At 60.7% G+C, this 15,001-nt stretch carries 14 protein-coding genes and 1 riboswitch; all 14 genes read right to left on the minus strand.

All coding sequences use genetic code 11. The annotated features are described in order from the left end of the window. Positions 1–11: 11 nt before the first annotated feature. Positions 12–725 (minus strand): pilus assembly protein, encoded by a 714-nt coding sequence (locus IV113_RS13080; protein WP_291085603.1) that lies wholly within the window; start codon positions 723–725, stop codon positions 12–14. After that, entirely contained in the window at positions 722–1,489 is a 768-nt protein-coding gene (locus tag IV113_RS13085) for a PilW family protein (protein ID WP_291085606.1), read from the minus strand. The genes IV113_RS13080 and IV113_RS13085 overlap by 4 nt, the downstream gene beginning before the upstream one ends. Beyond that, a complete protein-coding gene (gene pilV / locus IV113_RS13090; RefSeq protein WP_291085609.1) occupies positions 1,486–2,073 on the minus strand; it encodes a type IV pilus modification protein PilV in 588 nt (195 codons plus the stop codon). Before pilV (IV113_RS13090) ends, IV113_RS13085 begins: the two co-directional genes overlap by 4 nt. Positions 2,074–2,087: 14 nt before the next feature. Then, positions 2,088–2,639, minus strand: a complete 552-nt coding sequence (locus IV113_RS13095) for a GspH/FimT family pseudopilin (RefSeq protein WP_291085612.1) — start codon at positions 2,637–2,639, stop codon at positions 2,088–2,090. A gap of 159 nt (positions 2,640–2,798) precedes the next feature. Further along, positions 2,799–3,929: a bifunctional diaminohydroxyphosphoribosylaminopyrimidine deaminase/5-amino-6-(5-phosphoribosylamino)uracil reductase RibD gene (gene ribD / locus IV113_RS13100; RefSeq protein ID WP_291085716.1), complete on the minus strand. Its 1,131-nt coding sequence runs from the start codon at positions 3,927–3,929 to the stop codon at positions 2,799–2,801. Between the two features lie 23 nt (positions 3,930–3,952). Then, positions 3,953–4,429, minus strand: a complete 477-nt coding sequence (locus tag IV113_RS13105; RefSeq protein WP_291085615.1) for a type IV pilin protein — start codon at positions 4,427–4,429, stop codon at positions 3,953–3,955. Between the two features lie 45 nt (positions 4,430–4,474). Further along, on the minus strand, positions 4,475–8,827 hold the full coding sequence (locus IV113_RS13110; RefSeq protein WP_291085618.1) for a PilC/PilY family type IV pilus protein: 4,353 nt from the start codon (positions 8,825–8,827) through the stop codon (positions 4,475–4,477). 18 nt (positions 8,828–8,845) lie between these two features. Further along, positions 8,846–9,319, minus strand: a complete 474-nt coding sequence (locus IV113_RS13115) for a PilX N-terminal domain-containing pilus assembly protein (protein ID WP_291085621.1) — start codon at positions 9,317–9,319, stop codon at positions 8,846–8,848. Between the two features lie 59 nt (positions 9,320–9,378). After that, positions 9,379–10,452: a PilW family protein gene (locus tag IV113_RS13120; RefSeq protein WP_291085624.1), complete on the minus strand. Its 1,074-nt coding sequence runs from the start codon at positions 10,450–10,452 to the stop codon at positions 9,379–9,381. After that, positions 10,449–10,952, minus strand: coding sequence for a type IV pilus modification protein PilV (gene pilV / locus IV113_RS13125; protein ID WP_291085627.1), 504 nt, complete (start codon positions 10,950–10,952; stop codon positions 10,449–10,451). Before pilV (IV113_RS13125) ends, IV113_RS13120 begins: the two co-directional genes overlap by 4 nt. Continuing rightward, complete coding sequence (locus IV113_RS13130; protein ID WP_291085630.1) at positions 10,949–11,557, minus strand: GspH/FimT family pseudopilin; 609 nt, start codon at positions 11,555–11,557, stop codon at positions 10,949–10,951. Before IV113_RS13130 ends, pilV (IV113_RS13125) begins: the two co-directional genes overlap by 4 nt. 277 nt (positions 11,558–11,834) lie before the next feature. Then, positions 11,835–12,284 (minus strand): transcriptional regulator NrdR, encoded by a 450-nt coding sequence (gene nrdR / locus IV113_RS13135; RefSeq protein WP_291085632.1) that lies wholly within the window; start codon positions 12,282–12,284, stop codon positions 11,835–11,837. Positions 12,285–12,302: 18 nt separating this feature from the next. After that, positions 12,303–13,547, minus strand: a complete 1,245-nt coding sequence (glyA, locus tag IV113_RS13140) for a serine hydroxymethyltransferase (protein WP_291085636.1) — start codon at positions 13,545–13,547, stop codon at positions 12,303–12,305. 36 nt (positions 13,548–13,583) lie between these two features. Next, positions 13,584–13,764, minus strand: a riboswitch (ZMP/ZTP riboswitch). A 53-nt stretch (positions 13,765–13,817) separates the two neighbouring features. Then, entirely contained in the window at positions 13,818–14,714 is an 897-nt protein-coding gene (locus tag IV113_RS13145) for a transglycosylase SLT domain-containing protein (RefSeq protein WP_291085639.1), read from the minus strand. Positions 14,715–15,001 lie beyond the last annotated feature (287 nt).

Raw genomic sequence — 15,001 nt, forward strand, 5'->3', positions numbered from 1 at the left:
GTTTCTCGCTTTCAGTCGAAATCTCTTTCGAGGTACGGAACGAACACGGAGCGCAACCGCACCTGGGTGCCGGGTTTTCGGCCCTGCACATGAGCCGTGATGCGGTAGACAAATGGGTGATCGGCAACGGGCAACTGGGTGGAAGTCGCGATTCCCTCGTTGGTGAAAATCTCGGGATGGCGAAAAACTTCAACCCAGTACCGCGCCTGCCCCGCCGTGAGCAGGGGGTTGCCGGCCGCACCCGGGGTCGCACCTGTGAACTGCCCATAGCTCGCACCCGCCGCCTGCATGTTGGCCAACTGGGCGGTCCATGCACCAGCGGTCTCGAGCTGGGTTGTGGTCTCCGGAAGGCAAATGCCCTGTCTGCAGATGCCCATAAAACCTGGTGCCAAACGGGCCGCAATGATGTCCAGGTCGTCTTCGCCTTTGCCGAACGGGAAATACGCTGCGTTCGCTGCGCGGCACCCGGTGAAGGTTGCGTTCCCCGCGCAGGATTGGCCATTGGACTGACGGCCGCTGATGTCCATTTCGGCGTCGCGAATCAGGGCTTCGGCGGCGGCGAATGCGCGCTCGTGATCGCTTTCACTGCCCACCAGTTTTTCGTTGAGCCAACCCACGCGGTTGCTGGCCAGCAGCACGAAGGTGGTGAGCAACAGCATCACCATGACAACCACCAACGCAATGCCGCGCTGGGATGAAGCGTGCTGGCGAGGGCAGGGTTTCATAGTGCGATGTTCCTGAGGCTGAACACCCGCACGAACACACGGCGGATGCGGCCATCGTCGGCGATGACTTCGCCATTGCGGCAACCTGCGATGTTCTGACCGGTGTGGCCACCGACCTGACCTGCCATGCGCAGGCACACCATGATCGCTTCCACCGAGTTCCACTCGGTTTCGGTCCAGGTTGCGTTTGCGTCCTGGTATTGCAGGTTGCCGTTGGTGCGCCTGCCGTAGCGCACTTGAAAGTCTTCAACGCCTGCGATCAACGGTCCGGGGGTGGCGTTGCCGGAGCCCAGGCAGCGCAGGTTTTGGTCGACAAGTTCGAATCGGTTTTCGATGTCCACATTGGCTGCCACGTTTTGTCCCAGGCAGTCCACCGCGTTCAGTGAAACTTCGCTGTCGTGGCTGATTTCGAGGATATCGGGGTCGTCGTCACCACCATCAGTTCCTTGCAGAGGCTGTGGCTCCAGTGAGCTCCCGTAACCTGCAAACTTGTCCGTGAATGTGACTAGGCCAGGGCTGTTGTCGATCAACCTCACGGCACCCGCCTGACGAATGTGGTGGCCGATGGAGCGAAATGCCATGGCCGCGTCCTGTTGAAGCCGTGTGCTGTCACCCACGGTGGCCGAGGCCGATCGGGTGGAGCCAAAGCTGCTGACAGCGACCACCGACACGATGGCGCCGATCGCCAGTCCCACCAGCAATTCGATCAAACCCACGCCAGATTCACGCGCAGGGCGTTGGGCGACACGTGATTGCGGTTTCATGGCCGTATGTAGACAAGGTGGCATGTGAAATTCACCGGACAAGTGAAGCCAGCCATACCGGTGCCCACAGCACCGGCGGCGTCGGTCACGGCATCGGCGCGTGTGAAAAGGGCATCTTCCGCGTCGGTCGCCAAGGCTTTGTTCTTGCCCTCCAATTCCGTCCAGCGCACCAACACGCCGAACTGGTTGGTGTCGGTGTTGGAGCGGAACACCTGGGCGTCGCCGCTGGGCAGCAACGTGGCCACATTCAGCTTCCAGGCCCGCAGGTCAAAGGCGGCGAGTTGGGTCCCATTGCAGGCCGTGGCCAGGCAGTCGGCGCCTGCAGCGGCCGGCGCTCCCCAGAGGGTTTCGTACGGGTTGGGTGTTGGATTGGTTTGGCGGACGATCGCATTGCTCTGCATGCGCTCGGCCAGATCGTTGGCCATCTGCACGGCGACCGCTCGTGCGTTGCTGTTGCGCGACTCCGTGAGTGCGCTCACCTGCAGTCTGGCCAAACCCAGCACGCCCAGTGAGAGCACCAACAAGGCCACGAGCGCCTCGATCATGGCGATACCGTGCTGCCTTGAGGAAACGCAACGGTGCATGGGGGGCTTCATCATCATGGGCACGCCATCGCGCCGTCCACTGCTCGAATCCGGCCGCTCCGAGCTAGGCAAACTGCTACACCGTCAGCCGCATTGAATCCAGCACCCGAAGGGAAAATGTCGATACGAGCGATCGGTGGATGACCGAAGCGACTGATGGTGACTATCGAAGCGCCAGGTGGTCTGCGAAGACTCACTCCAGGCTTTCCCTGCACCACGTGCAGGACGGGCTCACCTGCGTTGAGCGTGCCGTTGCCATTGAGGTCTGCAAATGCAGTCCAGCCGCAATCCCAATCGAGGGGCGCCTGAACCTGAGGGCAGGGGTCGGTACGGCGAAGCACAACGCTTTGCCCACGCGAGATGGCCTCCACACGGGCATTGGCAAGGGACGCCTGCAATTCCTCGCGCATCGATTCCACGCGCATGCGGCGCAGCATGTCGGCAAAACTGGGCGCTGCCAATGCCGCCAAGACCCCCAACATGGCGACAACAACCATCAGCTCAATCAGCGTCAAGCCTTTGGAGCGAAGCGGATCGACAAGAGGGGAGGTATTCAACCGAAACATGCCGGCACTCTAGCAGGCATGTTTGAATACTTAAGTGCCGAACGGATGGCAGTAAGTAAATGGAAGACAGGAGGATTGAATACTATATTTGCAGTATTTTTTTTCGTTGGCTAGGTCGTGTGAAAGGCTGAACGATCGGCTGCGAGGCCCTTCGATGGTTCAACCCTGCTCGGTTTGGAGGAAGGCGTCTCGTCCTTGCACCCGGGCAACGATGCGGAGGTCATCTCCCTCTCTATCCACCGATGTGAAGTTCAATTTGATGCCGTCCTTCAACTGCTGCAGCGGCCCGAAACTGGAAACTCCTGCACCGGCTCCGAGCAGTTTGGGCGCAAGGTAGACCAGCAGTTCGTCCACCAAGCCCTCACGCAGGAACGACCCGTTGAGCTTGCTCCCCGCTTCCACATGCAGTTCGTTCACCTCGCGTTTTGCCAGATCGCGCAGCAAGGCGTGCAGATCCACCTTGTTGCTGGCACCGGGCAGGTGAGTGAGGAGGGCGCCGCGTTCCCGCAACGCCACTTCTTTTCTGGGATCAAGTGCCGCGTGATAGATCCACACTTGGCGTGGTAGCCCCCCAGCCAAAGGCTCGAACAGGCGAGCAGTCACGGGCGTGCTGAGATCGCTGTCCACCACCACCAGATGAGGTTGCCTGGAGACCTCGGGTAGCCTCACGTCAAGCCGCGGGTCGTCCTGGAGCACCGTGCCGATTCCGGTAAGCACGGCGCAGGCACGCGCCCGCCAAGCGTGCCCGTCTTCGCGGGCTCGCTCGCCTGTTATCCACTGGCTCACGCCGTTATCGAGCGCGCTCGTGCCATCCAGCGAGGCCGCCATCTTCATGCGCACCCACGGGATGCCGCGGACCATGCGGCTGAAGAAGCCGATGTTGAGTTCGCGGGAGGCCCGTGCGGCGTCGCTATGGGGGGGCAGCAGCTCCACGGCGATGCCTGCCGACCTCAGGCGAGCAAGTCCTTGCCCGGCCACCAACGGGTTGGGGTCGGTGGAGGCCACTACCACCTTGCCGATCTTGGCTGCGATCAAGGCATCACAGCAGGGCGGCGTGCGACCGTGGTGAGAGCAGGGTTCCAGTGTGACAAAGGCCATGGCACCTGCTGTGTCGTGACCGTTTTTCCGGGCATCTCGAAGCGCCACGATTTCGGCGTGTGGGCCGCCAGTTTCCTGTGTGTGTCCCAGTCCGATCGCCAGTCCATTTTCGGATTGAATCACGCAGCCAACCCGAGGGTTCGGGTTGGACAACCGGATCGAATTCAGAGCCAGCGCAAGTGCTCTGTCCATCGCCGGGCCACCAAGCAGGTCAGTCACCGCCAGCAAGCGGCATCTTGTGCAGCCGTGGTGGGCGCCGCATCTTTGGTTCCTCGTTGATCCAACGTGAGCGTGCCACAGGTGGTGTCCCCCGCTTGCGGACCTCCGGGCACGGCCTGCATTTGATAAGCGTTGGTTGCTGGAGCCGCGACAAAAGAGAAGGTATAGCTGGCACCAAGCTCGGCACGACATCCCAGCGCTGGTAGCTGCGCGGAGGTTACGGCAGTTGCACATCCCGTGCCGGTGGTGTTGTAGGCAAGGCATGTGGTGTAGTTGCGCTCCATCCACTGGGCCAGTTCCAGCATGCAGCCTGCAGCCACCGCACGGCGCGTTTTCAGAACGTGTGATTGGTAGGAAGGGTAGGCAATGGACGCGAGGATGCCCACGATGGCCACAACGATCATGAGTTCCATCAGTGTGAAGCCTCGCTGGCTCCCGACGGATGCGAGAGTGCTGATGCGACTGGGTTTCATGGGCAGTGTCCAGCGTTGAATGTGTGTGTCAGTGAGGCCATGGTATCAATCCCGAACGATTTCCCGCCAGGACAGTCGGCCCTTGAGCGAGCCTGGACCTGAGTTGGGGCCGCCACCGCCAGGGATATTGACGCGAACGTCGTCAACTATGCCCTCCGATCCACCGACGGCAAGGCGGTCGCCCACCAAGATCACCTCGCCCGGCATACCCACTCCCAGGTCGATGGATCCGATGTACGGCTCACCCGTCCCACCCGTCCCACCCGTCCCACCCGTCCCACCCGCGACATCATCGAGGAAATCACCGTTGTCGTTGACGTCAAAGAACGGAAAAGTGAGGCGAGCGCAAGTGAACGGATTGACGGCGTTCAGGAAGCCAATGCCACCTGATACACATTGATCGATCACCGGAATGATCGAGCTCCCGATCAATGTGGTTTCCGCAAGCGAGAACAGCCGCGAAGACGAAACCATTCTCTCGCCGGCGGCAGGGAGATCGATAAAACAACCCCTCTTGCTGGCCATGTCGCCTGCGGCGGATGCCTCGATCACCCGAACGGGTTTGCCAGCAAAGGTGGAGCTTGCAGATATGGTTCTTTGGACCAGATCGGATCGCACCGGCGCAGATAGCGTCGCGCTCTCGTCGATCACGCTGTACCAGGTCTGGGCGTCTGTGTTGGTGGGGTCTCCGGTCTGGAAGTAGCTGCCGGTGCCAAAAAACACAAAGCGTTTGGTGAAGTTGATGTCGGTCGACACGTTGTTGGTGGCCACGGTGATGGGGGCTGTGATCGGTTGGCGTTTTCCGGCCGAATCACTGGCCACAAAGATGGGTAGACCGCCGTTTGCGATGCTCCATGACGCTGTGGTTGAACTGGAAACATCAAACTTCCACAAGTTGCCCTTCAGATCGCCCGAGTAAATGACATCCACCAGGCCATCGTTGTTGGAGTCGAACAGGCCTGGAGTGGCCATCCCGTTGTCGCTGCCGGCGAGCGTGTCGAACTTGCGGATAACCGCACCTGTGGCGAGGTCGAGGATGTAGAGCACGGCACGACCATTGGTGCTGTTGTAGCCGTTGCCCACGATCACAACCCAGGTGCCGCCGTTCATGCGCGCAATGACGGGGCGGCCCAGCATGTACCCCAGGTCTCCATCCGTTGTTCCGTTGAATCTCTCCCATTTGATGTCCGTGGCGCTGAAGCTAGTGGGAGTCGAGACGTCGAGCGCAAACAGGCCTTTGCCACCGCGTCCCAGTGCGCTGACCAGATAGTTGCTGCTGAGGCTGGGAGCTTTGCTCGACACGGCGATATCTCCATCAACGTAGTACTCGTGGGCAACGTTGAAATTGGGATCCGCCAGGTTCTTGAGTCTGGGCATCACGCTGCTGGGAATGTGCGCGAAGAGTTCGGTGCCCGTTTTTGAGTCGAAGGCATGCAGCATGCCGTCATTGGCGCCCACATAGACCGTGTTCGTGTCCTTCACGAACACGGGAGAGGAATGGGAAATGTCACCGAGAACCGTCGTAGACGCACGGTCACGCAGTGCGCCGCCGTTCTGAATTTCCGATGTTCTTACCCCTGTGACGTAGTCGAACAGCGTTTCATTTCCGCTGAAGAGCGCTTTTTCAGTTGGGGACAAAGATCTCCAGGTGAAGATTTCCCCCTTGGTGCCCGAGTGGTAGTAAATTTTGCGCGCCGTTGCTGCCGGGATGCCTGCTGCAGCATTCCATAACGGGCTTGTACCGACACCCGCAGTGCTGACAGGATAGGCCGCAAGGTCACCGGACCATCGCATGCTGTTGAAGGTGGCCTGATACACCAGCGCATCGGTGGAGAGCACCGTGCTGTTGGCAATGATGTTGCCACCGCTTCCGCTGCTCTCGATGATGTTGTCGAAAGCGCGCTTCAATGCCTCGCGCAGTTTCAACGGGTTCTGCACCAGAAAGTAGGTGTCGGGCACGCCGTTGTTGTCTGCATCCCACTCCAGGCGCAGATTGGGTGCGTCGATGTTGTCCCGATTGATGAAGCCGCCGTACTTGGCGGCATACCACAACGGGTCGCGCAAAAGACTGGCGCTGCTGCCGTCGGGCGTGAACACATAGGGTTTGACGGGCGAGCTGATGGTGGGCAACGTGGAACACGCCGACGGTGGCGTGGCCACATCGCAGTAGCCTGGATCGCGCTGAACCGTGTCGAAAGGAACGTTGAGGAAGTAGCTCGGCGCGCTGCTCTCATCCCGGGCGACCAGGTACACGCCGTCCTTGGTGGTCCCGGAGATCACATAGCCCATCACCTGTTGAATGCCACCAGCCTGGTAGGTGGGCGTTACCGTCACCGACAAGGTGTTGTCCACATTGGCTTGCACCACGTACCTGGCGATGGCGTCCATGTCGTGGTCGCCGCCTTGTTCCACGTCTTCAAAGTTGATCAGGAACTCCGCGTAGTAACGACCACCATTGATACTGGTATCGAAGACGCTTTTCGTGTCTTTGGGGTCACTCGCGTTGGCGATGGTTTCGACAAAAAAGTCAACGATCTGGTTGGTGGGTTGATAGTCACCCTTCGCTGCCGAGATGCTCGATCCGGAAACCGATTTGGAAAAGGGCACGACGTTGATCGATTTGCCGTTGGGGAGCCAGGCTTCAATGCGTGGCAGCGGTGAACTCAGCGCCACCACGTAGGTGTCGATCGACTGCTTGTCCTTCAGGGTCGGACGCAGGTCGGTGGTCTTGGCATGGTAGGCCACCGAGGCCGAGTAGTAGCTGCCCTGCTTGGTCGGCTCCTCGGGCGCCAGGCCGCGGATGGAGCCCAACGAAGTGACGGTCTTGGCGGTGGGCGCTGCGTCGTAGCTGGACGCGAGAGCACTTGACTGTCCAATGAAGCGCAATCCTGTGATGTTGGATTCGACCGAAGTGATGGTGTTGCCGCGTGTGGAAACGTCGAGGCCTGTCAGATCTCCGGTGTAGCTGTTGAAGACGCTGCCAGGCACCGAGTCTGAGTCGAACGACGGGTTGATGTCCGAAATCGCCAGGAAGTTGGCCCGTGAGCAGTAGGGCGCATTGGCAGCGCTGGTGCTCTCATAGGGATCGTCCCAGGTCACGCTGCTCAGGCCGACCTGCGTGTCCATCGTGCTGGAAACGTTGAAACTGCTGGTGGGCGTCTTTGTACCCGAGAAGTATCGGGTAGCCTCGTACATCATTTCGGCGATCGGGTTGCCCCAGTCGACGAGCTGTCCTTCCGTGGCAGCCTTGGCCGAGTCCGCGTATGGACTGGATTTCCAGTACTCACCATTGCTGGTACTTTGGTTGAAGCCGCGGATGCGCAGCGCGTTGAACGTGTTGACGATCTTGGCGTCCACCAAAAACTGTCCGGTGTTTGGGTTGATTTCGTTGGCAAACGAAGACACCACTTTGCGCAAGCGCCCGCCCGACATGTGCTGGTCGTAACTGCCACCCAGCAAACCGAACAGCATGCTCTCGTTTTCACCGTATTCGTGGAGCAGTCCGAATGGCTTGTAAGTCTTGACAGTGCCGTTGACGTACTCCTTGCAGTCGGTCATGAATGTGCCGACGCAAACCTTGGCACGCACGGTGAAGTTCTGCTCTGCGCCCGTGCCTGTGGGGAACGCGCCCGATGCCAAGGTGTCGTGCAGGACAGGGCGTTCCTTGGACGCCCATTCATAGACACGCTTGTTGTCACCGACCTCGGTGCGGATGCGCAGGAGTGGTGGCAGGTTGCTGCAGTTGTTCAGGGTGGCGCAGCTCACATCCCGGTTGGCGGTCAGGTTGCCAAAGAAGTGCCGCTTGGTGGTGGCGGTCGGCTCACTAAGCGGCGTGTAGTCGCCGATCTTGTAGCCGTGGCTGCTGTGATACTCCTTGCCCCAGCTGTGGGCGTCCTGCGGGATGTAGCTGCGCCTGAGGACCGTTTCGGTGGTGGTATCCACATCACGCGTGCCACCGTAAAGCACCTTCTTCAATGCATCGATCCGGCTGGTGGTGATGTAGTTGAGCCAGTTGCCTGACCAGCGCCCGGGGCTGTCTCTGAAACTGCACACACCCGCTACCGCGGTTGCAACGGGCTGGAACAGCTCCTGGTTTTTGTCGGTGTTCGTAACGTACTGGTAGCAAAGCTTGGAGTCGTACAGGCCGTAGTATTCAATGCCGGGTTTGAAGTGGGTGTCCAGCGTGCCGTCACCGTTGATGTCACTGGCGTCGTTGTAAGCCTCGTAGAAGAACTTGTGATCCTTGCTGGCGACCAGCATGGTCATGGGGCGGGCACTGACCGTGGCACCCAAGGGCTTGGATGGCCAGATGAGGGCGCTGACGCTCAGATTGGTCGTGGCGATGGCCATCACGGCCAGCACCTTCAATCCCAGATTGCAACGTTCAAACGCATTCATGTTCTAACTCCCAAAAATTCAGTCCGTGCCGTACACCGACTGCAACATGACAGCGGCTCGGTCGTTCCCCGCATTGCTGCGAGCGGTGATGCGGTAACGTTTGCAGTTGGTGGCGGCGCTGGCGTTCTGGGCACACGGAAAGGTGTTGCCCAGGTATTCGATGAAGTACTGCGGGGTGACGCTCAAGGCGCCGCTTTCCACGGCGGTGGCTGTCTGCCAACCGGTGAAGGTGGCATCCTGCCAGCGCGGCGTGGCAGTGGACACCGGTGTGCTGCACACGCCCGCAGTGCAACCGCTCAGGGCCGCGGGCGTCGGAATCGTTGTCTGCACGATTCCCTCTGCCTCGCGCAGTGCCGCTTCGGCGGCTTGGAACGATACGCTTCTGTCAAAGGTGTGAGCGGTCATCTTCTCTTCGAGCGTGACCGTGCGCATGGCGCTGAGTCCCACCAGCGTCATGACGACGAGCAGGATGAGGGCAACGATCAAAGCCACACCGCTTTGGCGGCGGCGTGATGCTGGACATTGGCGGGACGGGTTGCGCATGGTTTTCATCACGACGATCGATTGCGCAGGTTCACCACATGGATGAGCTCGCGCGATACGGGCTGCTGGTTGGTGCCCAGCACGTTGACGGTTTCAAGCACGAGACGCATGCGCACGGCAATGACTTCGTTGGCCGCGGCGGTGGACCAATCGGTCGCGGCTGTGGCCACCGACCACGTTGTGTCCAGGTTGCTGGTCGCCTTGTTGCGGAACAGGTAGTCAATCTGCATGTCGACCACGCCTTCGGCAATTTCATCGAATGCGTCCAGCGGCCCACTCGATGGCGGCGGGCTGATGCGCCTGACGCGAAAGAGCGAACGCCCGCCCCGTCCGTTGTTCCCGACGTACCAGACGCCAACATTCAAGGGGGTGACGAACCCCCCTTCCTTGAAGGTCTTCCCGGTCCCAAGGCTCGTGCAGACCGTGGGGAAACCCAGACCCTTGCTGCAGTTGCCCGGGGCGGGACTGGAGACGCCCGTGTTGTGCACGATGGTCGTGTTGGTTCCCGGTGATGAGTTGGTGATCTGCAGCACGGCTGCGGAGTCCGGGTCGCACACCATCACGATCATGCCCTCTGCCAGGCCATGATTCACCGTGGCCATCTCAAGCGAGGCAGCCGTCGGGTTGTGGTTGGTGATGACGGGGCCATCCTGCTCGTCACTGCTGAACACCAGAATGGCGTCGGTGCCTGCGACGCGCTCGGTGGCCGCCGTTCCCGTGGCCACAATGCCGGTCGCTGCTTGAGTTTCATCAAATCCACGGACCGTGCCGGCTTCCAGGCTGGACGACCACTGCGTCGCCTTGTCATTGAGCACGTTGGCCACTTGCTGTGCTCCACAGGGGTTGCCGCCTGCCTGACGGATTTCCCGCGCCATCAACTCGAACGAAATACGTGCATTCTCTTGCAGTCGGCCGAGGTTCTCGTTTGTTCGAAAGGACTGCTGGTTCGATACAAAGACGCTGATCACTCCGCCGATGATGACCAGTCCCAACACCATGGCGATCATCAACTCGATCAAGGTGTAGCCAGTTTGCTTGCGCAGTCGCATCATCTGGGGCGCGGGGGAGGCGGAGGAAGTCATAGGCGGCTGGTGGTGGTTATGCGTTGCGCGGCCAGTCCGCCCGCGCGGCTGTCGTCCCAAGTGATCTGTACGGTACACAGGCCGCTCACATCGCAGTTGATGGCTGCGCATGTGGCATCCGTATCGCCCAGGCTGCGTTTGAGACTCACGATCCAATCCTTGCGATTGTTGTCGGCCAAAGTGGCGCCAGTGATGGATCCATCGCTGCAGACTGAGTCGATCACGCCTCCAGCGCCGACCGGCCCCGTGTTGTAGTTTTGCAAGATCGCGTTGGGTCGATCGGCGCGCATCGCGTCGAGCATGTAGTAGCTGAGCATCACGGCCTGACCCCGCGCATAACTGCTCTGATTGGTCTTGAGGGCGTTGGCCTGCAGACCTGCCATGCCGAGCAGTCCGAGTGCCAGTATGAGTACCGCGACGAGCACTTCAATCAGGCTCGCGCCTTGCTGAAGCCTTTTCCGTTTGGCTGATGGCTTGAGGTGAATGCTGTATTTCTTCATGACAGAGGGCATGTGGCGGCGACGCTGGATGGTGTAGTCGTGAATAGGCGGCCTGTAGTGCTGATGTCAACATCGCGAGCCCGAGCCGCGTTGGACAGTGCTCCCGAGGTGTTGCAGACGCGTATCCGACCGGACTGCGCCGTGCCGTTCATCAACTTGGGTTGGCCATCGGCAGCGTAGGAAACAAAGTCGTTCATGCCGGTGGGGCCTGCAAGCACAATGCCCGCCGCTGAAGCCGCGCCCGTGACCAAGATGACTTCGCCGGTGTCCACGGACGCGTCCGTACCCGCGCGAATGGGATCTGTGTACACGATCCAGCCTTGAGACCAGTTGCCTGCGGTGGTGCACTGTGTCCCGTTGCTGCTCTTGCAGACGGTGACCCTTGATCCCCGTCGAATGGCCTCGCTTCGGGCGGCAGACAAGGCACTCACAAGATCATTGGTTGTTGTGGTCAGCCGGCTGGAAGCGACGGCGGATTGGAAACTCGGCACTGCCACCGCCAACAGGATCGCCAAGATGACGACTCCGACCATCAGTTCGATCATGGTCACGCCGCGCTGGCGAAGCGGTGCACCGTTGGGTATGTGGGTAAGTGAATGTGTCACGCCGAGATTCTCAGCTTGATGCCCCGATTGACCTTGGACAGACGCCGAAGTGCGTCCTGCGCAGGACAGACGGTCGCTATGTGTGAAGCATTCTTTTTTTACGAAGGGAATACGTTCAACGTACTATTTTTGATCGGGCGGCGTGATTAGTTTTATGAGGCTACAAAGCCGAAAGAAACCATGAAGAATGATTGCTTTGTTGTTACATGTGTTCATTCCGCCTGGGTGGGCCTTCCCGCGGCGTGAAATTACTCACGGAGGCGCCACCGGCGCCCTTTCAACGCCGCACTTCGTCCACCAACGCCCGAAACTCGTCGATGTCCTCGAAGCTGCGGTACACGCTGGCAAAGCGCACATAAGCCACCTTGTCGAGCTTTTTGAGCTCGCGCATCACCATCTCGCCCAGGCGGTTGGCGGCCACCTCCCGGTTGCCCAGGTTGAGCAGCTTCTCTTCAATGCGCTCGATGGCTGCATCAACCTGCTCCGTGCTGACGGGGCGCTTGCGCAGCGCCAGGGAAAACGAAGCACGCAGCTTGTCCGGCGCGTAGTCCACCCGGCGACCGTCCTTCTTCACCACCGCCGGAAAACTGACCTCAGGCCGTTCGTAGGTGGTGAAGCGCTTCTCGCATTGGCCGCATTGGCGCCGGCGCCGAATGAAGTCCGCGTCTTCCGACACCCGGGTCTCGACAACCTGGGTTTCAAGGTGACCGCAGAAGGGGCATTTCATCGGGCCGGGCTCAGAGGGTCAGCGGTAGACGGGGAAGCGGGCGGTCAGGGCGTTGACCTTGGCACGCACTGCTTCGATGTTGGCCGCGTCGCGCGGGTTGTCGAGCACATCGGCGATCAGGTTGGCAGTGATGCGAGCTTCCTCGTCCTTGAAGCCGCGGGTGGTCATGGCCGGGGTGCCGATGCGCACGCCGCTGGTAACCATGGGTTTCTCGGGATCGTTGGGAATGGCGTTCTTGTTGATGGTCATGTGCGCACTGCCCAACACGGCTTCGGCTTCCTTGCCAGTGATGCCTTTGGCACGCAGATCGACCAGCATGACGTGGCTTTCGGTTCGCCCGCTGACGATGCGTAAACCGCGCAATGTCAGCGTTTCGGCGACGATGCGTGCATTTGTCAGCACTTGCTGCTGGTAGGTCTTGAATTCCGGTGCCAGTGCTTCCTTGAAGGCCACTGCCTTGGCGGCGATCACGTGCATCAGCGGGCCGCCTTGCAGGCCGGGGAAGATGGCGCTGTTGATGGCCTTTTCGTGTTGCGCCTTCATCAGGATGATGCCGCCGCGCGGACCACGCAGGCTTTTGTGGGTGGTGGAGGTGACCACGTCAGCGTGGGGCACCGGGTTGGGGTAGATGCCAGCCGCGATCAGGCCAGCGTAGTGGGCCATGTCGACCATGAAGATGGCGCCCACGTCCTTCGCGACCTTGGCGAAGCGCTCGAAATCGATGCGCAGGCTGTAGGCCGACGCGCCGGCGATGATGAGCTTGGGTTTTGTCTCGTGTGCCCTTCGCTCCATGGCGTCGTAGTCGATCTCTTCCTTGTCGTTGAGGCCGTAGGAGACCACGTTGAACCACTTGCCGCTCATGTTGAGCGCCATGCCGTGGGTGAGGTGGCCGCCTTCGGCCAGGCTCATGCCCATGATGGTGTCGCCGGGTTTGAGGAAGGCGAGGAAGACAGCTTCGTTGGCCGAGGCGCCGCAGTGGGGTTGCACGTTGGCCGCATCGGCACCAAAGATCTTCTTCACGCGGTCAATGGCCAGCTGCTCGGCAATGTCGACGAACTCGCAGCCACCGTAGTAGCGCTTGCCGGGGTAGCCCTCGGCGTATTTGTTCGTGAGTTGAGTGCCTTGAGCGGCCATCACCGCGGGCGAGGCGTAGTTCTCGCTGGCGATCAGCTCGATGTGATGTTCCTGGCGGGTGTTTTCGGCCTGAATGGCTGCGAACAGCTCGGGATCGGTTTGCTCGATGAGAATGGTGCGGTCGAACATGGCAGTCCTTCTAGAGGTGAATCCTTGTGCATTGACAAGGGCTGCCCAGGCGAACGGCTGAACACCCGCGCTGCATCAGCAGGGGTGGCACGCTTCCCAGTGGTTGTCCCGGCCGCAGATCGATGTTGGGTGTGATCGGGCAGGGGGGCCACGTCAGCGGCAGACCTCACGGATCAGATCGTGGGTTGCGCGCCTATCGCCAGTTGCGTACTCGGTGAGTTTAGCCGAGGGGCATGAGGCTCACCGCCCAATGCCATAAAACCCGGACGCTCAGGATTGCGCCAGAGGGGTCGTTTGCGGCGTGGTGGCAGGAGCCGCGGGGCCGGCCTCGAGTTCAGTGCCGGGTGCGACGACTGGGGCGGGAGTCGGGGCCGGCGCCACCACATTGGTGGGGCGTGCCTGCGGAATGTAGCGCTGCAGCGGCTTGCCCAGGGCCACGCTCTGGATGCGCATGTGCTCGGACATCACTTTGTCGATGTACCAGCCGCCATCGGAGGTGACCGCGCCCACATACAGGCGCAGGCCGCCTTCAACCGATCCTGCGCGCTTGATGCAGTCCTGCAGCACCCGCACGCCCACCCGCAGGTTGGACACCGGGTCGAAAGCGGCGAGCTGGCCACCGAAGTCTTCGTACTTGTCGGTGTGCACACGGGTCAACACCTGCATCAGTCCCTGAGCACCCACGGGGCTTTGGGCGAACGGATTGAAGCGGGACTCGACGGCCATGACGGCCAGAATCAGCGTGGGGTCCAATTTGGCTTTCTCGCCGATCTCGAACGCCTCGGCGACCAGAGCGCCCAGGGGCTCAGGCGCGACACGGTACTTGCGGCTGAGCCAATAGGTCACGTTGGCCTGCTGCTTGGGCAGATCCCCGATATGTGCCGCAGTCACGCGGTCGATGGCGGAAGGCTCCACGGCGATCAGGGGCTCTTCCAGGGCGGCTTCCTGGCGCTGCAGCAGCCAGCCCAGCAGTTGCTGTTCGGCGCTCTGGCGCAGGTCGGCCCGCGCGCTCAGCACGATCAGGCCCACGGCGAACAAGGTGCCCAGCAGGGCGACGCTGTTGCGCGTGATGTCGAGAAAGCCGCAGTAGGTGTCACCCAGCGTGGCTTTGAGGGATGCCACGACACCTGAGGTGCTCTTGTGTGGCGAGGTCGTGAAGGTTGTCATGTGTCGCTCCGGTCATGGCCGCCACCGATATGAGTCGGCTCGGCTGGGTGAGGTCGCCGTCGAAGGCTGGACAAATGGGTCTGGCGATCAACTTAGCCGGGGAGGGCAGCGTTCGGGGATTGCCTTGGAGGGCAAAGTTGGCGGATGTTAGGGGGTTATAAATACTCAGTCAATGTTTAAATGTCAATTCAAAGCTACTTTTGGTTATGAACAAACGGTTGCAATGACCGCTCAAGCGGTTCGCTAGCGGGAAACCCAGTGCCCGCAGGGCTTGCAGGCGCGAATAG

The sequence above is a fragment of the Hydrogenophaga sp. genome (assembly GCF_018780385.1).
Lineage (GTDB): Bacteria > Pseudomonadota > Gammaproteobacteria > Burkholderiales > Burkholderiaceae_C > Hydrogenophaga.